This is a genomic window from Rhodococcus sp. PvR044 (genome assembly GCF_040548995.1).
Classification (GTDB): domain Bacteria; phylum Actinomycetota; class Actinomycetes; order Mycobacteriales; family Mycobacteriaceae; genus Rhodococcus_G; species Rhodococcus_G oryzae.
Genome location: NZ_JBEPSX010000001.1, coordinates 440,596 through 463,034, shown reverse-complemented (window position 1 = coordinate 463,034; position 22,439 = coordinate 440,596). Strand labels below are relative to the sequence as shown.

20 protein-coding genes are annotated in these 22,439 nt (G+C 70.3%); 8 read left to right on the top strand and 12 right to left on the bottom strand.

Annotation, left to right across the window (positions count from 1 at the left end; genetic code table 11):
- Window positions 1-9: 9 nt before the first annotated feature.
- The 3 genes from ABIC28_RS01985 to imuA' are packed head-to-tail and all read right to left on the bottom strand — an operon-like array spanning window position 10 to window position 4,574.
- A complete protein-coding gene (locus ABIC28_RS01985; protein WP_502944980.1) occupies window positions 10-2,154 on the bottom strand; it encodes a copper-translocating P-type ATPase in 2,145 nt (714 codons plus the stop codon).
- Between the two features lie 57 nt (window positions 2,155-2,211).
- Window positions 2,212-3,780 (bottom strand): DNA polymerase Y family protein, encoded by a 1,569-nt coding sequence (locus ABIC28_RS01980; protein ID WP_354577282.1) that lies wholly within the window; start codon window positions 3,778-3,780, stop codon window positions 2,212-2,214.
- On the bottom strand, window positions 3,777-4,574 hold the full coding sequence (gene imuA', locus ABIC28_RS01975) for a DnaE2-dependent mutagenesis accessory factor ImuA' (protein ID WP_097210639.1): 798 nt from the start codon (window positions 4,572-4,574) through the stop codon (window positions 3,777-3,779). Before imuA' ends, ABIC28_RS01980 begins: the two co-directional genes overlap by 4 nt.
- Window positions 4,575-4,784: 210 nt before the next feature.
- On the opposite strand from imuA', the gene ABIC28_RS01970 reads away from it, so the two are divergent.
- The gene (locus tag ABIC28_RS01970; protein ID WP_179800456.1) at window positions 4,785-5,990 is read left to right on the top strand and encodes a serine/threonine-protein kinase; all 1,206 of its coding nucleotides are present in this window, start codon (window positions 4,785-4,787) and stop codon (window positions 5,988-5,990) included.
- A gap of 27 nt (window positions 5,991-6,017) precedes the next feature.
- Here ABIC28_RS01970 and ABIC28_RS01965 read toward each other — a convergent pair whose 3' ends face one another.
- Window positions 6,018-6,674 (bottom strand): response regulator, encoded by a 657-nt coding sequence (locus ABIC28_RS01965; RefSeq protein WP_097210418.1) that lies wholly within the window; start codon window positions 6,672-6,674, stop codon window positions 6,018-6,020.
- Complete coding sequence (locus tag ABIC28_RS01960) at window positions 6,671-8,044, bottom strand: ATP-binding protein (RefSeq protein ID WP_097210417.1); 1,374 nt, start codon at window positions 8,042-8,044, stop codon at window positions 6,671-6,673. The genes ABIC28_RS01965 and ABIC28_RS01960 overlap by 4 nt, the downstream gene beginning before the upstream one ends.
- A 144-nt stretch (window positions 8,045-8,188) precedes the next feature.
- On the opposite strand from ABIC28_RS01960, the gene ABIC28_RS01955 reads away from it, so the two are divergent.
- The 4 genes from ABIC28_RS01955 to ABIC28_RS01940 all read left to right on the top strand — a co-directional run bounded on the left by ABIC28_RS01955 (window position 8,189) and on the right by ABIC28_RS01940 (window position 11,253).
- Window positions 8,189-9,598 carry a PspC domain-containing protein gene (locus ABIC28_RS01955; protein WP_097210416.1) on the top strand — a complete coding sequence of 470 codons (1,410 nt, stop codon included), beginning with the start codon at window positions 8,189-8,191 and terminating at the stop codon, window positions 9,596-9,598.
- Window positions 9,591-9,806 carry a hypothetical protein gene (locus ABIC28_RS01950; protein ID WP_097210415.1) on the top strand — a complete coding sequence of 72 codons (216 nt, stop codon included), beginning with the start codon at window positions 9,591-9,593 and terminating at the stop codon, window positions 9,804-9,806. The genes ABIC28_RS01955 and ABIC28_RS01950 overlap by 8 nt, the downstream gene beginning before the upstream one ends.
- A gap of 32 nt (window positions 9,807-9,838) precedes the next feature.
- Window positions 9,839-10,735, top strand: a complete 897-nt coding sequence (locus tag ABIC28_RS01945; protein ID WP_179800455.1) for an aminoglycoside phosphotransferase family protein — start codon at window positions 9,839-9,841, stop codon at window positions 10,733-10,735.
- A 113-nt stretch (window positions 10,736-10,848) separates the two neighbouring features.
- Window positions 10,849-11,253, top strand: coding sequence for a PspC domain-containing protein (locus tag ABIC28_RS01940; protein WP_269588391.1), 405 nt, complete (start codon window positions 10,849-10,851; stop codon window positions 11,251-11,253).
- A 58-nt stretch (window positions 11,254-11,311) separates the two neighbouring features.
- On the opposite strand, the gene guaA is transcribed toward ABIC28_RS01940, so the two are convergent.
- From guaA to guaB, 4 genes are all read right to left on the bottom strand, one after another.
- Window positions 11,312-12,898, bottom strand: coding sequence for a glutamine-hydrolyzing GMP synthase (gene guaA, locus ABIC28_RS01935; protein ID WP_097210412.1), 1,587 nt, complete (start codon window positions 12,896-12,898; stop codon window positions 11,312-11,314).
- A gap of 120 nt (window positions 12,899-13,018) precedes the next feature.
- A complete protein-coding gene (locus ABIC28_RS01930) occupies window positions 13,019-14,788 on the bottom strand; it encodes a GMC family oxidoreductase N-terminal domain-containing protein (protein WP_097210411.1) in 1,770 nt (589 codons plus the stop codon).
- A 130-nt stretch (window positions 14,789-14,918) separates the two neighbouring features.
- On the bottom strand, window positions 14,919-16,058 hold the full coding sequence (locus ABIC28_RS01925) for a GuaB3 family IMP dehydrogenase-related protein (protein WP_097210410.1): 1,140 nt from the start codon (window positions 16,056-16,058) through the stop codon (window positions 14,919-14,921).
- Window positions 16,059-16,123: 65 nt separating this feature from the next.
- A complete protein-coding gene (guaB, locus tag ABIC28_RS01920; protein ID WP_097210637.1) occupies window positions 16,124-17,647 on the bottom strand; it encodes an IMP dehydrogenase in 1,524 nt (507 codons plus the stop codon).
- 225 nt (window positions 17,648-17,872) lie between these two features.
- Here guaB and ABIC28_RS01915 point away from each other — a divergent pair, with 225 nt between their 5' ends.
- Entirely contained in the window at window positions 17,873-18,277 is a 405-nt protein-coding gene (locus tag ABIC28_RS01915; protein ID WP_027501780.1) for a DUF5319 domain-containing protein, read from the top strand.
- Between the two features lie 72 nt (window positions 18,278-18,349).
- Here the strand turns inward: ABIC28_RS01915 and ABIC28_RS01910 are convergent, their stop codons facing one another.
- The 3 genes from ABIC28_RS01910 to ABIC28_RS01900 all read right to left on the bottom strand — a co-directional run bounded on the left by ABIC28_RS01910 (window position 18,350) and on the right by ABIC28_RS01900 (window position 20,880).
- Window positions 18,350-19,426 (bottom strand): anti-sigma-D factor RsdA, encoded by a 1,077-nt coding sequence (locus tag ABIC28_RS01910; protein ID WP_097210409.1) that lies wholly within the window; start codon window positions 19,424-19,426, stop codon window positions 18,350-18,352.
- On the bottom strand, window positions 19,419-19,997 hold the full coding sequence (locus ABIC28_RS01905) for a sigma-70 family RNA polymerase sigma factor (RefSeq protein ID WP_097210408.1): 579 nt from the start codon (window positions 19,995-19,997) through the stop codon (window positions 19,419-19,421). Before ABIC28_RS01905 ends, ABIC28_RS01910 begins: the two co-directional genes overlap by 8 nt.
- A gap of 88 nt (window positions 19,998-20,085) precedes the next feature.
- Window positions 20,086-20,880, bottom strand: a complete 795-nt coding sequence (locus ABIC28_RS01900; RefSeq protein ID WP_257017070.1) for a Cdc6/Cdc18 family protein — start codon at window positions 20,878-20,880, stop codon at window positions 20,086-20,088.
- Window positions 20,881-21,364: 484 nt separating this feature from the next.
- Here ABIC28_RS01900 and ABIC28_RS01895 point away from each other — a divergent pair, with 484 nt between their 5' ends.
- Together ABIC28_RS01895 and ABIC28_RS01890 are read left to right on the top strand one after the other, a co-directional pair.
- A complete protein-coding gene (locus tag ABIC28_RS01895) occupies window positions 21,365-21,658 on the top strand; it encodes a WhiB family transcriptional regulator (protein WP_027501783.1) in 294 nt (97 codons plus the stop codon).
- 121 nt (window positions 21,659-21,779) lie between these two features.
- The gene (locus tag ABIC28_RS01890) at window positions 21,780-22,433 is read left to right on the top strand and encodes a fasciclin domain-containing protein (protein WP_097210407.1); all 654 of its coding nucleotides are present in this window, start codon (window positions 21,780-21,782) and stop codon (window positions 22,431-22,433) included.
- Window positions 22,434-22,439: the final 6 nt, after the last annotated feature.

Here is a 22,439-nt window from a genome sequence, read left to right as displayed (position 1 = left end):
GTGGTGAGGTTACCCAGGCCGCTTCGCGAGGACAGCCGAGGGCCGCAGGTCCAGCCGCCGCAGCAGCTGCGCGTTGATCGCGACGACGACCGTCGAGGCCGACATCAACAGCGCCCCGACCTCCATCGGGAGGGTGAACCCCCACGGCGCGAGCACCCCGGCCGCGAGCGGCACCGAGATCAGGTTGTATCCCGCCGCCCAGCTCAGGTTCTGGATCATCTTCCGGTAGGTCGCACGGGAGAGTTCGATCACCGACAGCACCGAGCGGGGGTCGTCGCTGGCGAGCACCACACCCGCGGACGCGATGGCCACGTCGGTGCCCGCACCGATCGCGATCCCCACGTCGGCCTGCGCCAGCGCGGGCGCGTCGTTGACGCCGTCCCCCACCATCGCGACCTTGCAGCCCGCGGACTGCATGGCCTTGACCTTGGCACCCTTGTCCTGCGGGAGGACACCGGCGAAGACCTCGTCGATTCCCAGTCGCTGCGCGACCGACTGAGCAACCGCCTCCGCGTCCCCGGTGATCATGGCGACGTGCACGCCACGCTCGTGCAGGTCGTCGATGGCCTGCTTCGATTCGGGACGGATCTCGTCGGCGAGGGCCACGGCCCCGGCGACCGCACCGTCTCGGATCACGTGCAACACGGTCGAACCCTGGCCGGACCATTCGTCGGCCTGCGTCAGGGCGGCGAGGCCGTGGCTCGCGTGCATTCCCGGTCCACCGACGCTGACCTCCGCGCCCGCGACGGTGCCGGTCACCCCCACCCCGTTGCGCGCGTGGAAGGCGGTTGCCGCCCGTACGGCGAGTCCGCGCTGCTCGGCGGCGGCGACGATGGCCCCGCCGAGGGGGTGCTCACTGTCGCGCTCGACGGCGGCGGCCAGCTCGATGACCTGGTCCTCGGTGTGCCCGGGCGTCGCCGCGACGGAGACGACGGCGGGCTCCCCCTTGGTAAGAGTGCCGGTCTTGTCGAACAGCACGGCGTCGACCGTGCGCATCGACTCGAGGGCCCTGCGGTCCGTGATCAGCACACCGGCGCGGGCCGCCCGCTCGGTGGCGATGGAGACGACCAGCGGGATCGCCAGGCCGAGCGCGTGCGGGCAGGCGATGACGAGAACGGTGATGGTGCGGGTGACCGCGGATTCGGGGGCGCCGAGGATCAGCCAGGCGACGGCGGTGAGCACCGCGGCGCCGAGCGCGAACCAGAACAGCCAGCCCGCGGCCCGGTCCGCCAGCACCTGGGCCCGCGACGACGAACTCTGCGCCTCGCTCACCAGCCGCTGGATACCTGCGAGCGCGGTGTCGTCCCCGACCGCGGTGATCTGCACGCGCAGAGCCGAATCGGTGGTGACCGTGCCCGCGACGACCCGGTCGCCCGGCGCGCGGCGGACCGCCGCCGACTCACCGGTGATCATCGACTCGTCCACGTCGGCCGCGCCGGAGACGACCGTTCCGTCGGCCGGGATCCGGCCGCCGGGCCGGACGATGACGAGGTCGCCGGCCGTCAGCTCGGAGGTCGGCACGGTGACCGGCTCGTCGCCGTCGAGCCGCTCCGCCTCGTCCGGCAGCAGTGCCGCGAGGGATTTGAGTGCGCTCGACGCCTGCCCCAGCGAGCGCATCTCGATCCAGTGCCCGAGCAGCATGATCACGATGAGGAGCGCGAGCTCCCACCAGAAGTCCAACTCGTGGTTCAGGATTCCGAGGCTCGCGCCCCAGGACGCGACGAAGGCCACGGTGATGGCCAGCGCGATCAGCAGCATCATCCCGGGCTGGCGGGCCTTGATCTCGGCGACCGCGCCCGTGAGGAAGGGTTTGCCGCCCCAGACGTACATCACCGTGCCGAGGACCGGCGAGATCCAGGTGACGGGTCCGCTGTGCGGCAGCCTGTACCCGATCAGGTCGGCGAACATCGCATTGGCGAGCACAACCGGAACGGCGATCGCGAGCATGATCCAGAACAGCCGCCGGAACTGCCCGACGTGGTCGCCGTGACCGGCGTGGCCCGCGTGACCTTCCTGGCCGCCATGACCTTCGTGGCCGTTGCGGCCGTGATCGTGCACCTTGTGGCCGCCGACGACGGTCGCCTGATCGTGTCCGTGCCCCGCATGTTCGGCGGGTGCCCTATGTCCGGCATGAGTTCCGCGACCCGAAGCCATGACCCGACGATATACCCATAGGGGGTACCCTGCAAGGTGGCGAACAGCACCCGAACCTCACTCGTACACGCCCTCCACGGTCCAGACCCCCTCGGCGCAGATCAGCAACAACGCCCTCGGCTCGTCCAGCAGCACCTGCGCCCTGGCCGCCCGCTGTGCCGCCGCCGGATCCCACCAACGCTCGTCCACCGGCCACGGCCCCGCCCAGCCCTGCAGCTCCCACTTCCGCCTGCCCCAGCGCAGCCGGACCGGCGCCGCGCTGAACGCACCGCGCTCGGTGACCAGCACGGCCGCGCCGTCCGCCCCCTCCAACGCCACCCGCGGCCGGCCCGACAGCACGGCCGAGGGCGACGGTTCGGGCAGCCGCCCGGGCCAGGGCGCGGAGGGGTCCGCGGCCGGTCTCAGCTCATCCCCGAGAGGCAGCAGGGTGACCCGCTCGAACGGCCCCCTGCCGCCGCTGAGCACCGCCACCTGAACCGCATCACCCCCGAGCAGACCCTGCACGCGCACCAGCGCCCGCCTGGCCCGCTCGTCCTCGGCGCCGACCCCGCCCCACAACCCCAGTTGCAGCGCGCCCGCCGCGACCACCTCCACGGGCTCGAGGCGCAACACTTCGATGCCCGCCGTCGGCCGCGACTCGCTGCGTCCGGTGAGCCAGCCGTCCAGCTGCCAGCGCACCCGGTCCGCCGTGCCCTCGGGCGTGAGCGGTTCCGCGCACCGCCAGGTCCGCGAAAGATGTTCCCCGTTACCAGTGCTCGCATGGACCAGCAGCCTGGTGCACGCGACCGACGCGGCGGACAGCTTGGCGTGCAGCCGCTCGGCCAGTGCCCGCCCCGCGAAGGCAGCCACGTCCACCCGCTCGATCGGTGGATCACAGCGCTGTTCGACGTCCAGGTCCGGTGGCAGCCGCCGTGCCGATGGCGGACGCTCGGGCTCCCCGCGCGCACTGCGGTGCGCCGACACCGCATCGGAACCGAACCGGGACGCCACCGCCACCGGGGTCAACGCCGCGAAGTCGCCGATGGTCCGCAGCCCCAACCGGTGCAACAGATCGACCAGGTCCGCGCGCCCCTTCGCCGCCAGGCTCGGCTCCGCGGCGAGCTCGGCCACCGGGATCGGGGCGAGGAACTCGGCACCCTCTCCCGGGGGGACCAGAGCGGCCCTGCGGGCGGCGATCACCGCGGTGGACAGCTCGTCCGCGATCCCCACCTGACACTCCACCCCCGCCGCCGAGGCCTCGTCGATCAGCCGCTCGGCGGCGGCGGGCTCGGAGCCGAAATAGCGGCTGACCCCGCGCGCGGCGAGCACCAGCAACCCAGGCCGCAACACCTCCACGCCCGGCGCCACCGCATCGATCGCCGCGGCAACCGGCTCGAACAGCCGGGCGTCCCGGCCCACGTCGACCACGAACACGTGCAGCCCCGGGCAGCGCCCCTGCGCCTCCCTCTTGCGCAATCCCCTGCGCACCCCCTCCGACCGCGCCGTCGCCGAGCAGGCCACGACACGATTTCCCAGCGTCACCGCGACGGGTTCCGTCGGGGGCAGATCAGCCGCCGCCGCGGCCGCGATCGCGGGCCAGTCGGGACACCAGAGCGCCAGCACCCGCGCGGATTCACCGGGGGTCACAGCGACACCGCTTCCTGGAACGCCCCTGGCTGCCGCACCGTCTCCGCCGTCCACTCCACCCGGCCGCGAACCGGCCGCAGATCGAGATGGGTGGTGCGGGGCTGGAACGCCCGACCCCTCGCGCTGACCGCCAGCCGCAGCGCGCGCAGCCGCCCGCGCCCCAGTTCGGCGCCCTGCCCCATCCCGTCGTAGCCGCACACCCTGGCCTCGAGCCGGACCTCCGCGCCGTCCCAGTGCCCGTCCGTCACCACCAGGGTCGAGCCCTTGCTCCGCGCCCTCGCCACCACCGCACGCGCCCGCGAGGGCGGCACCGCGAGCCCGCCGAGACCCAGCACCACCAGGTCCAGCCCGTCGAGCAGGACGGCCGCGACCTCCACCGGGTCCGGGCCCGGGTCCGGGATCAGCGCGAGCCTGCCGAGCTCGGCCCCCATCTCCGTTGCGGCCAGCAGACCCAGCCGGGGCAGGCCGATCACCGCCGCGTGACCGCCGGCCTCGGTCACCGAGGCGAGCAGGCCGAGCAACAACGAGCCCGCCCCCGACACGGACACCACCGAACCCCGCGCCAGCCCCCCGCGCGGCAGCAGCGACGCCAGCGCGGGAGGAACGGGGAGGATGCCCGCGGACCCGGCGGGCTGCGGGAGCCCCTGGTCCTCGGCCGGCTGCGGCACGGGCCGGGCCGCAACCGATTCGCCCCGCGCGGGCACGGCAGCCATCCGGCGCCGGAGCTGCTCGAGCCGTTCCTGCCTCGACAACCCGGCAAGGTCCGACCGTCCCGAATCGGCCACCTCGGACATCGCACCAACCACCGACACCACCGTCTCCCACCTTTGCTCCACCGCCGTCACGGCCGGTCGATCACCCACGGGGAAGACGCGGTTATCGAACACGCATTCGAACTCTTCTCAGTAAAGACCCTCCTCCCGACATCCGTCAAGACGAGGGGAAACCGCCAGTTCAGCGTCCGCTCGAGACGTCCGGTCGCGCCCTCCACTAACCTCTCGGATGTGACGGAGCAAGAACAGTCGAAGCGGATCGCCGGACCGGATTACCTGGTGGCGGGCCGCTACCGACTGCGCTCCAAGCTGGGCAGCGGCGGCATGGGCGCGGTCTGGCTGGCACAGGACACGCTGCTGCACCGCGAGGTCGCCATCAAGCAGGTCACCTCGACGGCCGGGCTGACCGAGGAGGCCGCGCAGGAGATCCGGGCGCGGGCCATGCGCGAGGGCCGGATCGCGGCGAAGCTGTCGCACGACCACGCGATCGCCATGTACGACGTCGCACTCGAACACGGCGACCCATGGCTGGTCATGGAGTACCTGCCCTCACGCAGCATGGCCCAGGCCCTCAACGTCACCGAGACACTGCCGCCGCTCCAGGTCGCACAGATCGGGGCCCAGGTGGCCGACGCCCTTGTCGACGCGCACGAGGCGGGCATCGTGCACCGCGACATCAAGCCGGGCAACATCCTCATCGCCGATCGGGGGCGGGCGGCGGGCACGGTGAAGATCAGCGACTTCGGGATCTCCCGGGCCAAGAGCGATGCCACCCCCACCCAGTCCGGCGTGATCACCGGCACCCCGGCCTATTTCGCGCCTGAGGTCGCGCGCGGGGGCGATCCCACCGAGGCCTCGGACGTGTTCTCGCTCGGTGCAACGCTGTACACGGCCACCGAGGGACAGCCGCCGTTCGGGATCGACGAGGACTCCATCGCCCTGTTGCACCGGGTGGCGAAGGCGGAGATCATGCGGCCGGTCAAGAGCGCCGAGATCACCGACGCACTGCTGCACATGCTCGAGCCGGACCCCTCCCGCAGGCCCACCATGAGCGAGGCCCGCGATCTGCTCGCCTCGCTCGCCGCAGGCGCGGGCGGCAACCTCTCCTATGTCCTCGACTCGCCGCTGTTGGAGGCCGACGGCACGGTCCCGTTCTGGGCCAGGCGCGGCGCCGCGGGCGGGCAGGTGCGCCGCTCGAACCGGCTGCCCACCAGCACCATCGCGGGCCTGCCCGCGGTCGACCAGAACGTCCCGCTCGGCAATGTCCCCCGCCCCGGACCCCGGGTGCCCGGGCCGCCGAGCCTGGCCGTGAACCCGGCGGCCCCTGCGCCGTCGCGCCGGTCCGTCCCCACCCCGCCGATGGCGCTCGTGCTGACGCTCATCGCGATCGCCGCCATCGCCGTCGTGGTCCTGACCATCGCGCTGATCACGATGTGACCGGCCGGTCGACGGACTCGCTTCGAGTCAGTCGATCTGACGCCGGTGCGCCCACCGGGTGAGCGCGTTCCTGTTGGACTGCTGGGTCTTTCGCAGCACGTTCGAGGCGTGGGTCTCGACCGTCTTCACCGAGATCACCAGGTCCTCGGCGATCTCGCGGTAGGTGTACCCACGGGCGAGCAGCCGCAGCACCTCCAGCTCACGCGGGGTGAGCGAGTCCAGCTCGGGATCGAGCGGCGGCTCCGGGGCGGCCGACTTCCCCGTGAAGGAGTCGAGCACGAAGCCCGCCAGACGGGGTCCGAACACCGCGTCGCCACCTGCAACCCGGCGTACCCCGTCCGCGAGCTCGGATCCGGAGATGGTCTTGGTGACGTAGCCACGAGCGCCGGCCCGGATCACCGCGATGACGTCCTCCGCCGCATCGGACACGCTCAGCGCCAGGCACACCGGCCCCGCCGCGATGCCACCGAGCACGGCCACCCCGCCGCCGTCCGGCATGTGCACGTCCAGGAGCACCACATCGGGTGTCGTGGCGTTGATGCCCGCGATCGCCTCGGCCACCCCGCCCGCCTCGCCGACGACCTCGATGTCCGGTTCCGATCCGAGCTCGGCCCGCACCCCGGACCTGAACACGGCATGGTCGTCGACCAGAAATACGCGATACGCGGTGGTGGGGGTGCTCACCTGGGCTGCTCCTCGGGACGGGACTGGGGATCGGACTCGGGCTGGATCTCGGGATGCGGCATCAGCTGTCGCGACCACTCTAGAACAGCGGCCTCCTCGGCCGTGGGCCCCGCGCCCTCGTCGCTCGGAGGCCCGTCGTGCCCATTGCCGTTGCGGGGCATCTGAATCCGTACCTCGGTCCCGCGTCCCACCGTGGAACGCACCTCCACCACGCCGCCACGGCGTTCGATCCGGGCCCGGATCGACTTGGCCAGGCCCTGCCGATCCTCCGGCACCGCGTCCACATCGAAACCGGTACCGCGGTCGCGCACAAACACATTCACCTCGTCGGCCTCCGCCTCGGCGAACAGGTCGACATTCGTCTCGCCGGAATGCTTGGCGGCGTTGACCAGTGCCTCGCGGGTGGCGCCCAGCAAGGCCGTGATGCTCTCCTTCGACAACCCGGACTCGGCAGGGCCGACGTCGAGCCGGACATCTCCGACGGTGACCGGGCGCACCGTGATGCCGTGCTGGTCCTCGACCTCACCCGCGATGGTCCGCAGCGCCTCGGCCAGGCTGGCGTGCGCGGCCTCCCCGCCGTCGAACAGCCACTTGCGCAGCTCGCGTTCCTGGCCGCGCGCGAGGCGTGTGACCTCCTGCGGTCGGTCGGCCTGCTTCTGGATCAGCGCCAGCGTCTGCAGCACCGAATCGTGCAGGTGCGAGGCGATCTCCTCGCGCTCCTCGTTCCGGATCCGGGCGGCCCGCTCGTCACCGAGATCCCGCCACATCCGCAGCCACAGCGGCACGGTCAGCAGCCCGGCGCCGATCAGCGTCACCAACACCGCCAGCAGCGACGACCGCAGCGAGTTCAGGTCGACCCGCGCGATCACCACCACGCCGAGGCCGATCACGATGAGGCTGGCACCGCCGAGCACCCGCGCCCAGGTCAGCACCGTCGGCCGCTGTGGCAGCCCGAGCGCCGAACGCGGCCCGCCCGAATCGAACTCGCGCCACACCAGCGCAGCACCGACGGCCACCACGATCACCGGGGCTATCACCGACGCCGCGCTGCCGCTGAACAGCCAGGCCAACGACGCGGACAGCGCCAGTCCGATCACCGCGAGCCCGAGGGCCCGGCGTCGCTCGACGGGGCTCGGCGGCTCGGTATCCGAGCCGGGAGGGGTGAAGATCCACAGCAGCCCGTAGGCGACGATGCCCGCCCCGGCCAGCGCGGCGAGGAACACGAACGCCACCCGCACCTTGAGGACGTCTATGCCGAGATGGTCGGCGATCCCGCCCGCGACACCACCGACCACCCGACCGCCGACACGGCGCTCGAGGCGGGAGTAGGGCGCCTCTCCGGTGGGGAGGGCACGCGGGACCGGCTGCACAACATCGATGGTGGCACGCCGACCGCCCGACGCGCATCAGGGTCCGACCCTGAACCGACCGCGGGCACCCCGACCTGGTCCCCGGCGAAAGATCAGGGTTTCTCCCGATGTGCACGGCGGCCTGCGCCGACGACGATTGTCATCATGAGCAATCCGAACTTCCAGGAACAGCTGCACGAGTTGTGGCGCACCCGTCCGGTGCGGTTGCCCAGGCAGGGGCCGATCGCGGGCGTCGCCGCGGGAATCGGCCACCGCTACCGCGTGGATCCCGTGCTGATCCGGGTCGCCTTCGCGGTGTCGACCGTCTTCGGCGGGGTCGGCATCGTCCTCTATCTCGCCGGCTGGCTGCTGCTCCCCCAGGCGGGCGACCAGACGTCCGCGGCGGAATCGCTCGTCGGCCGCGGGCACAGTTCGGAGTCCGGCACCAAGACGGTGGTGCTCGCTGTCGCGCTGATCATCGCGCTCAGCACGCTCGGTCCCGTCGGCGTCGGGGCGGGCGGCTCCGGCCTGATCAGCCTCGCGCTGATGCTCGGCGGCCTGTGGCTGCTCTACCAGCGCACACCGGTGCCACCGGGGCTGCCCGCGGATGCTCATCCGGCGACCGCTCACCCCGGCGCGATGTTCCCGCCGAGCCCGTTCCCGTCGACCACGTTCCCGTCGACGACGCCGTACACGGTCGGCGCGTACGCGACGCTGCCGCAGACCTACGAGCCCTCCACACCGCCCACCGCCCCGACGCCGGAGCCGGCAGCGGCAGCACCCGCCGACGCGGCCGAGGCCGCCGCAGCTCCAGCTCCCGAGGCAGCTGCTGCTCCCGAGGACATGGCCGCCGCTGCCGGCCCGGGCGCGAGCACGGACACCGGCGCGGTCACGACCGACGTCCCCCAGCCGCCGGCCTGGGACCCGCTCGGCGTCGCCCCCTTCGCGTGGGATCTCCCCGAGCCCACCCCGCCCGCACCGCCCGTGCTCCCGAAACCACCGAAGTCCCGCCTCACCACCACGGTGCTCGGCCTGGCCATCATCGCGGCCGCGGCCACATGGGCGGTCAGCTCGGCCACCAACGCGGAGTGGCTGACCCCCGCCCGGATCGGGGCCGTCGCGCTCGCCGTGATCGGCATCGGGATGCTCATCGGGGCCTTCCTGCGGAGGGGCTACGGACTGCTCGTCGTGACCGGTCCCCTGATCGGCTTCGTCCTGTTGGCCTCGCTGATCGGGCCCATCGACTGGAACGCCGAGAACATGGGCGACAAGACCTGGACACCCACGGCCGCCGACCTCCAACCCGAATACTCGGGCCGGATGGGAGATTTCACGCTCGACCTGCGTTCCGTCCAGCTCGACAAGGACAGAACGGTGGACGTGGACCTCAACTTGGGTTCGTTCACGGTTCTCGTCCCCCCGAACATGGACGTGAAGAACACGTGCTCCATGGCGTTCGGGGAGGCCAACTGCCTGCCCGAGGGCATCAACGGTGGGGCCGACGGAACCGGCGGCCCCGTACTGACACTCAACATGGACGGAACGTTCGGAGAGATGCGGGTGGATCGTGGCTGAGAACACCGAAACCACAGACAAGGCGGGGCGCCGCCCCTCGGCACTGCTCTTGCTCTCGGGACTGGCCGCGCTGCTGGTCAGCGTGTGGGCCCTGATCGGGCCGTTCCACTTCGAATCCCTCGGCGACGCCCAGTTCCGGTGGATCGTCGTGATCGCCGCGGTGGTCGCCGGATTGATCCTGGTCTTCGCCCCCGGCCGTCGTAAATAGTGCAGGCGATCCCCGACTCCTACGGCGCCCGGGTGCGTTCCTACGCCCCGGACGCCGAGGAGTGGTTGCGGCGACTGCCCGGGCTGATCGCGCGCCTGCTGAACGAGTGGGGGCTCACCAGGGACGGCTCCCAGCTCTGGCACGGCAATGTCGCCGTCGTGATCCCGGTACTGCTGCCCGACCGCACGCCTGCCGCGCTGAAGGTGTCGTACCCTGCCGCCGAGTCCGCGAGGGAGTCGGCGGCACTCGCGCGCTGGGACGGCAGCGGCGCGGTCCGCATGCTGCGCGCGGACCCCGACGAGCAGGCGATCCTGCTCGAACGCCTGGATCCGACTCGGTCGCTGCTGAGCGTGCCGGTGCCGCAGGCGATCCCGATCTGGGGCGAGCTGATGCGCGGACTGTCGATCATCGTGCCGGACGGCGAGTTCGACACCCTGCCGGACCTGGCCGCGCGCTGGGAGGAGGAACTGCCGGACCTGTGGCGCCGCCTCGGCAGGCCGTGCTCGCAGTGGCTCATCGAGGATGCCGTCGCCGTGTGCCGGGAGCCGGCGGGCAGTGCGGTACTCGTCCACACGGACCTGCATTTCGAGAACATCCTCGCGGGCCCGGACGGCTGGCGGGCCATCGACCCCAAGCCGCTGTCCGCGGTCGGTGAGTTCGCGGTCGCGCCGATGCTGTGGAATCGCTTGGCGGACTTGGACGGCAGGCGCGGCGCGGGACTGCGGACACGCTGTGACGCCCTCGCCGACTCCGCAGGGCTCGACAGGGAACTGGCCCGGCGATGGTCGATCGCGCGCGAGGTGGACAACCATCTCGACTATCTGAGCAACGGCGAGGCCGCAGACGCGCAGCGTTCGTTGTGGGTCGCGACCGCGCTGTCCGGGCGCGAGGACCCCCATGTCGACCCCGCCGCGCTGGCCGCACCCTGAGACGCCGGAGCGGAGCCTGCGCAGCGACCCTGACACGGCCCCGAGTCCTCCCGACGAAAGATCGGGGTGCTTCCCGATGGTGCGCGCCGCGGCCGGTCGACAGTATTGATCACATGATCACGAACGAGACCGCGACGCCGAAAAGCACTTTCCTCCAGGACCTTCCGCAGCGACTGCCCGATGAGGGACTGATCGCGGGTGTCGGCGCCGGGATCGCGCGCCGACTGAACGTGAGCACGACGAGCGTCCGGCTGGCCCTGCTGCTCTCGCTGCTGTTCGCCGGCGCGGGTGTCCCCGTCTACCTCGCCGCCTGGCTGCTCATGCGAAAGCCGGACGAGACGAGGTCGATGGGCGAGTCGCTGCTCAGCACGGACACCGGCGAGTCCAGGACCATGCCGATCGTGCTGGCCACCGCGACCGTCATCACCGCGGTCGGCTGCGCCCTCCCGGTCGGCGCGGGCCTGCTCGGCATGATCGCACTGGTCGGCGGCTACCTGTACCTGGACGGCCGGAAATGACTGTGCGCGTGTTGCACCCCGGTCGGGGTGCAACACGCGCACAGGGCGGCGGAGCCGCCTACTCCCACTCGATGGTGCCCGGCGGCTTGCTGGTCACGTCCAGCACCACCCGGTTCACCTCGGCCACCTCGTTGGTGATGCGGGTGGAGATCCGCTCGAGCACGTCGTACGGCAACCGCGTCCAGTCCGCGGTCATGGCATCCTCACTGGAGACCGGGCGCAGCACGATCGGGTGACCGTAGGTGCGGCCGTCGCCCTGCACACCGACACTGCGCACGTCGGCGAGCAACACCACCGGGCACTGCCAGATCTGCCCGTCCAGGCCCGCGGCCGTCAGCTCTTCGCGCGCAATGGAATCCGCCTGGCGCAGCGTCTCCAACCGGTCCTGGTCGACCGAGCCGACGATACGGATCGCGAGGCCGGGGCCGGGGAACGGCTGCCGGGCGACGAGCTCCTCCGGCAGGCCGAGCGCGCGGCCGACCGCACGGACCTCGTCCTTGAACAGCAGCCGCAGCGGCTCGACCAGCTTGAACTGCAGGTCCTCCGGCAGACCGCCGACGTTGTGGTGACTCTTGATGTTCGCGGTGCCGGTGCCGCCGCCGGACTCGACGACGTCCGGGTACAGGGTGCCCTGGACCAGGAAGTCGACGGTCTCGCCGTGCGCGGCGCTCTCGCCGAGCACCTCGGAGACCGCGCCCTCGAAGCTGCGGATGAACTCGCGGCCGATGATCTTGCGCTTGGTCTCCGGATCGGTGACGCCCTCGAGCTCACCGAGGAAGGTGTCGACCGCGTCGACGGTGATCAGCTTCGCGCCGGTCGCGGCCACGAAGTCCTGCTGGACCTGCTCGCGCTCGCCCGCCCGCAGCAGGCCGTGGTCGACGAACACACAGGTGAGCTTGTCGCCGATCGCGCGCTGGACGAGCGCCGCCGCCACCGCGGAATCGACGCCGCCGGACAACCCGCAGATCGCCTGTCCGTCGCCGACCTGCTCGCGGACCTGCTCGATCAGCGACTCGGCGATATTCGCGGCGGTCCAGCTGGACGGGATGCCCGCGATCTCGTGCAGGAAGCGGCTCAGCACCTGCTGGCCGTGCGGGGAATGCAGCACCTCGGGGTGGTACTGGACGCCCGCGAGGCGCCGGGCGCGGTCCTCGAACGCGGCGACGGGCGCGCCCGCGCTGGTGGCGGTCACCTCGAAGCCCTTGGGCGCATCGGTGACCGCGTCGCCGTGACTCATCCACACCGGCTGGGTGGTGGGCAGGCCCTCGTGCAGCACGCCGCCGTCCACGCTGAGCTGGGTGCGTCCGTACTCGCGGGTTCCGGTGTGGGTGACGGTGCCGCCGAGCGCGCCCGCCATCGCCTGGAATCCGTAACAGATGCCGAACACCGGGATGTCATGGTCGAAGAGCCGGGCGTCCAGCTGCGGGGCGCCTTCCTCGTACACGCTCGACGGTCCGCCGGAGAGGATCACCGCGAGCGGCTTGCGCTCGACGATCTCCTCGATGGTCGCCGTGTGCGGGACCACCTCCGAGTAGACGTTCGCCTCCCGCACCCGGCGAGCGATCAGCTGCGCGTACTGCGCCCCGAAATCGACGACGAGAACGGGCTGCTGCTGAGCTGGGCCGGAGTGCTGGGTATCTGCCACGTGGCCAGTCTAATCGGCCCAGCTCCCCCGCCCCGCGCACCCCATCACCGGCTACGCCTGCCCCGAACGCAGGAAGCCCCCGACCGCACGAGTCGGGGGCTTCCTGGAGTCGAACGGCGGTCAGGCCGCGCCGGTTCCGGTCTTCTCCTGAGCGGCACCGCCGCTGCCCTCATGAGCGGCACCGCCGCTGCGGATCTCCACGATGGGCAGCACCAGAGCCGCGGGGGCGCTCGCAGGAACCACCGGACTGTTGGGCGCGATCGGGTTGATCCGCCGGTAGCCCTCGCCCTGCGCCGGACGCAGATCCTGCTCGCCCTTGTTCGGCCACAGCGACGCCGCACGCTCGGCCTGCGCGCTGATCGTCAGCGACGGGTTCACACCCAGGTTCGCCGACACCGATGCCCCGTCGACCACGCTCAGGGTCGGGTAGCCGTACACCCGGTGATAGGGGTCGATGACCCCGTGCTCGCGGTCCGATCCGATCGCGCAGCCACCGAGGAAGTGTGCGGTCAGCGGGATGTTGAAGATCTCGCCCCAGGTGCCACCCGCGATGCCGTCGATCTTCTCCGCGATCCTTCGGGTGGCGTCGTTGCCCGCCGGGATCCAGGTCGGGTTCGGTTCGCCGTGACCCTGCCTGCTCGTGACCTTGCGGCCGAAGACACCGCGCTTGGTGTAGGTGGTGATCGAGTTGTCCAGGTTCTGCATGACCAGGGCGATGATGGTGCGCTCGCTCCAGTTCTTCACCGTGAGCATGCGCAGCATCTGCATCGGGTTCTTCGCGACCACGCCGAGGAATTTCACCCAGCGCGGAGTGGTGCCACCGCCGTCGGTCATCAGCGTCTGCAGCAGACCCATCGCGTTCGAGCCCTTGCCGTAGCGCACCGGCTCGATGTGGGTGTCCGCGGTCGGGTGGAACGAGGAGGTGATGGCGACGCCCTTGGTCAGGTCCATCGCCGGGTCAACCTTCAACTTGCCCGCGCCGACGATCGATTCGGAGTTGGTGCGGGTGAGTTCGCCGAGCTTGTCGGACAGGCGTGGCAGCGAGCCGCTGTCCTTCATCTCGTGCATCAGATGCTGGGTGCCCCAGGTGCCTGCGGCGAGCACGACATTCTGCGCGGTGTAGGTCTTGTGGTTCTTGCGGATCTTGGCGCCGGTGCGCCGGGTCACCACGTCCCAGCTGCCGTCGGAGGCCTCGTGCAGCCCGGTCACCGTGGTCATCGGGATGATCGTGGCCCCGGCCTTCTCGGCGAGGCCGAGGTAGTTCTTCACCAGGGTGTTCTTCGCGCCGTGCCGGCAGCCCGTCATGCACTCGCCGCACTCGATACACCCGGTGCGGTCCGGGCCCGCGCCACCGAAATAGGGGTCCGGGACGGTCTTGCCCGGCTCGCCGAAGAAGACGCCGACCGGGGTCTGGATGAAGGTGTCGCCGACGCCCATGTCCTCGGCCACCGACTTGATGACCTCGTCCGCGGGGGTCATGTGCGGATTCTGCACGACACCCAGCATCTTGCGGGCCTGGTCGTAGTACGGGCTGAGCTCGTCGTGCCAGTCGGTGATGTCACGCCACTGCGGGTCCTCGAAGAAAGAGGCAGGCGGCTTGTAGAGGGTGTTGGCGTAGTTCAGCGATCCGCCGCCGACGCCTGCGCCCGCGAGGATCAGCACATCGCGCAGCAGGTGCACGCGCTGGATGCCGTAGCAGCCGAGCGCGGGCGCCCAGAGGAACCGCTTGAGGTCCCAGCTGGTCTTCGCGAAGTCCGCGTCGGCGTACCGACGGCCGGCCTCGAGAATGCCGACCCGGTACCCCTTCTCCACCAACCGCAGCGCCGTCACGCTGCCTCCGAAGCCGGATCCGACGATCAGGACATCGAAGTCCGTTGCACGCTTGCCCATCTGGACACCTCCACCATGAACCTGGATTAGTTACTCGTCAGTATGCACCGGATCCCTGTGACCGATGCCACAAGGGTTGCCTAAGTGTAACGACAGGTATCAGGAACAGGCAGAATGCCGCCGATGACGGTCAGGCACGCACCGTCAGGCCGACCTTCTGGAACTCCTTGAGGTCCGAGTAGCCGGACTTCGCCATCGAGCGACGCAGTCCACCGACCAGGTTCAACGAACCGTACGGATCGGCCGACGGTCCGGTCAGAACCGTGTCGAGCGACGGGCGGTCACCGAAGGCGACCGGCAGCAGTGCGCCACGCGGCACAGACGGATGCGCGGCAGCCGAAGGCCAGTACCAGCCGCCGCCCGGCGCCTCCGCCGCGACCGCGAGGGGCGCACCGAGGACCGCGGCGTCCGCGCCACAGGCGATGGCCTTGGCCAGGTCGCCCGAGGTGGTGATGTCGCCGTCCGCGATGACGTGCACGTAGCGCCCGCCGGTCTCGTCGAGGTAATCGCGACGCGCGGCCGCGGCATCCGCGATCGCGGTGGCCATGTGCACCCCGATGCCCAGCACCTCGCCGGTGGTCGTGGCGCCCTCGGTGGAGCCGTAGCCGACGATGACACCCGCGGCACCTGTGCGCATGAGGTGCAGCGCCGTGCGGTGATCGCTCACGCCGCCCGCGATCACCGGGACGTCGAGCTCGGAGATGAACGTCTTGAGGTTCAGCGGCTCGCTCTCGCCGTGCGCGACATGCTCGGCGGAGATGATCGTGCCGTGGATCACCAGCAGGTCGATCCCGGCCTTCACCAGCTCAGGCGTCAGTGCGCGCGCGTTCTGCGGGCTGACCCGGACCGCGGTGGTGACACCGGAGTCGCGCACCTGCGCGACGGCCGCCGCGAGCAGGTGCGGCTGGATCGGCGCCGCGTGCAGCTCCTGGAGCCGGGCGATCGGTGCGTCCGGGTCCTCGTCCGTCTCGGCGAGGTGCACCAACTCGGCGAGCTTCGCGTCGACGTCGGCGTGCCGACCCCACAGGCCCTCGCCGTTGATCACGCCGAGCCCACCGCGCTTACCGAGCTCGATCGCGAACGAGGGCGAGACCAGCGCGTCGGTCGGGTGCGCGAGGACCGGGATGTCGAAGCGGTACGCATCGAGCTGCCAGGCTGTCGACACCTCCTTGGAGGACCTGGTCCGGCGGGAGGGGACGATGTCGATGTCGTCCAGCTCGTAGGTGCGACGGGCGGTTCTGCCCATGCCGATTTCAACGAGGTCGCGCACGCGCGCCCCTTTCTTCGTTGTGGCTGATGCTTGCCTGGATCTTCGCTGGAAACTATCCCGCGCGGCTACCGCGCGGCGTAGTTCGGCGCTTCCACCGTCATGGTGATGTCGTGCGGGTGGCTCTCCTTGAGACCCGCGGCGGTGATCTGCACGAACTGCGCCTCCTGCAGTTCCTCGATGGTCGCGGATCCGGTGTAGCCCATGGCCGCGCGCAGGCCGCCGGTGAGCTGGTGGATCACCTGCGTCAGCGGGCCACGGAACGGAACCCGACCCTCGATGCCCTCGGGAACCAGCTTGTCCTCGGCGAGCACGTCGTCCTGGAAGTACCGGTCCTTGGAGTAGGACTTGCCCTGCCCGCGGCTCTGCATCGCGCCGAGCGAACCCATGCCGCGGTAGCTCTTGAACTGCTTGCCACCGACCAGGACCATCTCTCCCGGGGACTCGGCGGTGCCGGCGAGGAGCGAGCCGAGCATGGCGGCGGACGCACCGGCCGCGAGCGCCTTGGCGACATCGCCGGAGAACTGCAGGCCGCCGTCGGCGATGACCGGGACGCCGAGCGCCTTGCACGCCGCGGTGGCCTCGAGGATCGCGGTGATCTGCGGGGCACCGACACCGGCGATGACGCGGGTGGTGCAGATCGAGCCGGGACCGACACCGACCTTGACGCCGTCCGCGCCCGCCTCGACCAGTGCGAGGGCACCTGCCCGGGTCGCGACGTTGCCACCGATGAGCTGGACGCGATCGCCGATCTCCGCCTTGAGCTTCGCGATCATCTGCAAGATGTTGACCTGATGGCCGTGCGCGCTGTCGACGACGAGCACGTCGGCCCCGGCGTCGGCCAGCGCCATCGCGCGGGCCCAGGCATCGTCGCCGACACCGACGGCGGCGCCGACCAACAGGCGGCCGTCCCGGTCTTTGGTGGCGTTCGGGTGCTGCTCGGTCTTGACGAAGTCCTTGACGGTGATCAGTCCGGTGAGCTTGCCCTGGCCGTCGACGATCGGCAGCTTCTCGAGCTTGTGCCTGCGCAGCAGCCCGAGCGCGGCCTCGGCAGTGACGCCCTCGCGCGCGGTGATCAGCGGGGCCTTGGTCATCACTTCGGCCACCGTGCGGTTCTGGTCGACCTCGAAGCGCATGTCGCGGTTGGTGATGATGCCGACCAGCTGACCGGCGTCGTCGGTGACCGGTAGCCCGGAGATCCGGAACCGCGCGCACGTTGCGTCGACCTCGGCGAGCGTGTCCGACGGCTTGCAGGTGACCGGGTCGGTCACCATGCCGGCCTCGGACCGCTTGACCGTCTCGACCTGACCGGCCTGCGTCTCGACCGAGGAGTTGCGGTGCAGCACGCCCATCCCGCCCGCACGCGCCATCGCGATCGCCATCCGAGACTCGGTGACAGTGTCCATCGCCGAGCTCACCAGCGGAACCTTGAGCCGGATCTCGCGGGTCAGCTGGCTCGAGGTGTCCACCTGGTTGGGAACGACGTCCGACGCGGCGGGCAGCAGCAGCACGTCGTCGAAGGTGAGTCCCAGCATGGCAACCTTGTCGGGGCGGTCCCCTCCGGTACGCACGTGCCCTCCGGAAATACTCATGCGGCTCGGGACCCTTTCCTGGAACTGTGGTGCGCCGCCGTGCGGGGCGTCGAATCCCCGCGGCGCGGTCAAGTCGTGATTGCTTCGGGACTGAGAAGAATGCTCGGTCGAGGGCGAACTATTCCCTCAGCCCGTCCACCATGGTATCGGCTGGACACGGGTGCGAGCGAACGCGGTTCGTGTGACGGCTGGCGCAGACCCGCCTGCGCTGCGTACCGTGGACCTGTGCGTGATCAATTGCCCCCCGGTCTGCCGCCGGATCCGTTCGCCGGCGACCCCTCCGATCCGTCGGCCGCGCTGGACGCGATCGAGCCGGGTCAGCCCCTCGACCCCCATGAGCGACTGGCCGTGGAAGAAGACCTCGCGGACCTCGCCGTCTACGAGGCCCTGCTCGGCCACCGCGGCATCCGCGGGCTCGTCGTGTGCTGCGACGACTGCCAGCAGGATCACTACCACGACTGGGACATGCTGCGCGCCAACCTGCTGCAGCTGCTCGTGGACGGCACCGTGCGCCCGCACGAGCCCGCCTACGACCCGGTCCCCGAGGCCTATGTCACGTGGGACTACTGCCGCGGCTACGCGGACGCGTCGATGAACGAGGCGCTGCACGGCGACGGCTTCGACGCCTGACCCACCCCCGACACGACGAAACGGCCCGACAAGGAATTCACCTTGTCGGGCCGTTTCGTGTCTGGGCTCGGATCAGCTGGGGGCCAGTTTCGACGTCAGGTCCCGCGGCGTTGGCGTGTCCTGGGTCGGTGGCTCGATCCTGGTGGTGGTCGGCGCGGGCGGGACCGTCGTCGGCACCACCGGCGGGCTGGTGATCACCGGCGGGACCGTCAGGTCGACCGGCGGGATCGTAGTCGGCGGTACCTGAGTCGTCGGCACCCCCGGCTCGACCGGCAGGATAGTCGGCAGGCTCGGGAGGTTCGGCACGGTGGTGGGCAGCACCGGCGCGGTCACCGTGGTCCCGTCCAGCGTGACACCCGGCACCACGGGCAGTCCGGGGACAGTCCCGGCCGCAGAGGGCAGCGTGGTCGTCGTCGGAGGGGTCTTGGCGGCATCGGCCACCAGTCGCTCCCGCCAGGCCGTCAGCTCGTCGTGCTTGGCCGACTCGTTCACGCCGTCGACCCGCTTGCGTGCGGACTCGAGCACCACCAGCGCCGCCTGCGGGTCGCCTGCGCGGATGAGGCGCTCGGCCTCCTCCAGGTTGGTGGTCGTGTCGATGCCCGCGACGGTCGAGTTGGCGCGCTCGGTGAACACGACCTCCTTGACCTTCCACAGCGGATCACCCGGAACGGCGTTGTAGGAGAAGACCGTCAGCCCGGCCATCACGACGGCGACGGCCGCGGCAGCGCCCGCGATGGGCCGGAGCAACCGCAGATTCGAGCGGCGGGGTGAGCCGATCGTCGCGAGTTCGCGGTCAACGGCGGCGGCCACCTGGTCGAGGTCGGGCTCCACCGGCATGGCGGGGGCGAGGATCTCGGCGCGCCATGCGGTCAGCAGGGTCGCGAGCTCGAACTCCTCGGGGCTGTTCGTCGCGATCGGGCCGTCACCGGCGATCGCGTCGATGAGGGCGTCGTCCCGCGCGATGGCGGCGAAATCGACGGCGGTCGCATCCGCGGACTCCTCGGCGTCGCCGAGGGACGACGCGTCGGTGTCACCGAGGGACGACGCGTCGGTGTCACCGAGGGACGACGCGTCCGGGGTGAGATCGGCACCGGACGTGTCCCGCTGCGTTCCCTCGTCGTCCCCACCACGCTTGCTGCCCCTAGCCATACATCTCACCCGCTTTCGCAACTTCGTTCTTCAACTTCGCGAGCGCCCTGTGCTGGGCGACCCGTACTGCTCCGGCCGTGCTGCCCACGGCAGCTGCCGTCTCCTCCGCCGACAGGCCGACAACCAAACGCAGGACCAGGATCTCCCGATGCTTCTCGGGGAGGGTTCCCAATAGTGCGCTCATCTGCCGGGTGGTCTCCGAGTCCAGAGCGAGCTTCTCGGGTCCCTCGTCGGTGGAGATGACATCTGGTACCTCGGCCATCGACTCGGCTTTGTTACGCCCGGCGTTCCGATGTGCATCTGCCACCTTGTGCGCGGCGATGCCATACACGAATGCCATGAAGGGACGGCCCTGATCCTGATACCGCGGCAATGCGGTCATCACTGCCAGGCATACCTCCTGCGCCACGTCGTCCGCGGACAGTTGTCCCCTTTCCGCGGCTCCGACCCGTGATCGGCAGTAACGCACAACCAAGGGTCGAACACTCTCGAGCACTCGAGACAAGGCAACTCGATCGCCCTGCGCTGCCGCAGCGACGGCTGAGTCCAACTCCTCGCTCGTATTAGTCATCGTCAGAGTGATTCCTGGCGTTACAGTGGCGCCCGCTCCAGAGCGCTCCCACCTGGCGGTGGAACGTTTGAAGGATAGCGACAGACACTCACAGATCCCTGAATCGGCCACCGCGGTCGGAGATTTGCCGTCGACATTCATCCCGGATCGCCACCGCGTCCGCACCGGGACGGACTCCATTGACAAGCATCGCCGCGGCCCAGCGCAGTGGCAACAGCCCGTGCTCGGCGCACCGGTCCAACACCTGTTCGCCCAGATCAAGTGCCGCGGCGGGATCCGGGCCTGCGCTGTGGGCGGCCGCCAGCAGGAGGTCCGACTTCACCTGGTGCCGAACCGAGTCGACGCCCCGGGCGAGTTCGACGGCCGCGCTCGCGTGCCGACGCGCCGTGACGGGATCCCCCGACGCCAACGCGATCTCGGCGGTCACCCAGTTCAGGCGGATGCGCTGCCGCCACAGCCCTTGGTCGTTCCCGACCAGCGGCGCGCACCGCTCGAGCAGCGCGGAACCGAGTGCGAGCCGCCCGCAGCCGAGCGCGTCCGCGGCCAGCCCGGTCAATGCGTCGCATCGAGCGGCGGTCAGCGCCGACTCCTCCCCGCCCGCCGGTCCGGCGAGTGCCGCGAGCGCGCGCCCGTCGAAGCCCGCAGCCAGCCGATGCCACCCGAGTTGCCTGAGCAACGAGGCCTCCGTGCTCAGCGCGAGCGAGGCGACGACCGGGCTCGGGCGCCCCCGTGCGATGCGCAGGAGTTCGGTGCGGGCCGCGGCGTATCGCCCCTGTCCACCGAGCGTCACCGCCATGAGCCAGCGCTGTTGGTTGTCGTCAGCGGCAGGCAACGGAGCCAACCCGGGCTGGTCGCCGAATGCGGCGTTGATCAGTGTCCCCACCAGGCCAAGAGTAGGGCCGGCCCGCGCGCCCCTGCGCCGCACCCACCCTCGCCCGAATACCCATTCGCGTCGCGTTTGTCGAGAGTTACGGGCGCGTCGACGTATTTCAAGGTTGAATCAAAGATTGAATCAGGCAACTGATTCAGAGTCCGGTTTGTGGCAATTGCGTTAACCAAGAATCTCAACCCCGCTCCGCGCGCCGACAGGGCACACACCACGCCCTCCTACCGCATCGGACCAGCAAAAGTACTCGTCAGCACCCACAACAGGACACCGAGGCCGAGCCGGAGGACCGGCGCAGCGACAGCTGATCACGGCTACATGTCCTTGTCTATGAACAGAACGTTAAATTCTCGTGCGAACACTATGGAAATCCCCACTTGAAGAACTATTGACTCGTTTTCCGCAATACCTCTAACGTTGCCGAGACGAATTGATTTCAGACCTGGAGGCTCTTCAGGTGTATGGATGGACAGGAGATGGCATGCCTCAGCCGAATCACCTCCCCGGACCGAACGCCGATATCTGGGACTGGCAGATGCACGGCCTGTGCCGCGGAGTCGACTCCGCGATGTTCTTCCATCCGGACGGTGAGCGGGGCCGGGCACGCACCCAGCGTGAGACCCGCGCCAAGGAGATGTGCCGTCAGTGCCCCGTGCTCGCGCAGTGCCGCAGCCACGCCCTCAGCGTCAGCGAGCCGTACGGGATCTGGGGCGGCATGTCCGAGACCGAACGTGAGATGCACGCCCGCAGGGGCCGCCACCGCATCGCGGTGTAGACGACGTCGTCTCGGCGCGGCCCCGGCTTCCTGGGCCGCGCCGAGATGCGTGACCCATCCTCTGCACCACCCGCTCCGAATGCCTTCCCGACAGCACTCGCACAACTCGGGAAGGCAGTCCATGAGCATCAGCACCACGCGCATGCGAACCCTCGCCATCGCGGCCACCGCGTCGGTCGCCCTGATCGGCGTCTCGGCGTGTTCCTCCGCAAACAGCGACGACTCCGCGCCCTCCTCCCCCTCGTCCGGTGACGAGATGTCACCGGCGATGACGGCCGACCCCGCAGTGAATCTGGTCGGGCCCGGCTGCGCGGACTACGCCGAGGCCGTGCCGCAGGGCGACGGCTCGATCTCGGGGATGGCCCAGGATCCGGTGGCCGTCGCCGCCTCGAACAACCCCCTCCTCACCACCCTGGTGGCCGCGGTCTCGGGGCAACTCAACCCCGACGTCAACCTCGTCGACACCCTCAACGGAGGGCAGTTCACCGTGTTCGCACCCGTCGACGACGCATTCGCCAAGGTGGATCCGGCCACCATCGACACGCTGAAGACCGACGACGCGCTGCTGACGAAGGTCCTCACCTACCACGTGGTGCCCGGCCAGATCACGCCGGACGAGATCGCCGGCCGGCACCCGACGGTCGAGGGCACCGCGGTGACCGTGACCGGATCGGGGGACGCCCTCAAGGTCAACGACGCGAATGTGACCTGCGGCGGCGTGAGCACCGCGAATGCCACCGTCTACCTCATCGATTCTGTGTTGATGCCGCAGTAACGTGAC

What these genes read in the sequence shown, in the direction of transcription:
- ABIC28_RS01985 (WP_502944980.1), bottom strand. Translation starts at nt 2,154, where the DNA reads ATGGCTTCGGGTCGCGGAACTCATGCCGGACATAGGGCACCCGCCGAA.
- imuA' (WP_097210639.1), bottom strand. Translation starts at nt 4,574, where the DNA reads ATGTCCGAGGTGGCCGATTCGGGACGGTCGGACCTTGCCGGGTTGTCG.
- ABIC28_RS01955 (WP_097210416.1), top strand. Translation starts at nt 8,189, where the DNA reads ATGAGCAATCCGAACTTCCAGGAACAGCTGCACGAGTTGTGGCGCACC.
- ABIC28_RS01940 (WP_269588391.1), top strand. Translation starts at nt 10,849, where the DNA reads ATGATCACGAACGAGACCGCGACGCCGAAAAGCACTTTCCTCCAGGAC.
- ABIC28_RS01930 (WP_097210411.1), bottom strand. Translation starts at nt 14,788, where the DNA reads ATGGGCAAGCGTGCAACGGACTTCGATGTCCTGATCGTCGGATCCGGC.
- guaB (WP_097210637.1), bottom strand. Translation starts at nt 17,647, where the DNA reads ATGAGTATTTCCGGAGGGCACGTGCGTACCGGAGGGGACCGCCCCGAC.
- ABIC28_RS01910 (WP_097210409.1), bottom strand. Translation starts at nt 19,426, where the DNA reads ATGGCTAGGGGCAGCAAGCGTGGTGGGGACGACGAGGGAACGCAGCGG.
- ABIC28_RS01905 (WP_097210408.1), bottom strand. Translation starts at nt 19,997, where the DNA reads ATGACTAATACGAGCGAGGAGTTGGACTCAGCCGTCGCTGCGGCAGCG.
- ABIC28_RS01895 (WP_027501783.1), top strand. Translation starts at nt 21,365, where the DNA reads ATGCCTCAGCCGAATCACCTCCCCGGACCGAACGCCGATATCTGGGAC.
- ABIC28_RS01890 (WP_097210407.1), top strand. Translation starts at nt 21,780, where the DNA reads ATGAGCATCAGCACCACGCGCATGCGAACCCTCGCCATCGCGGCCACC.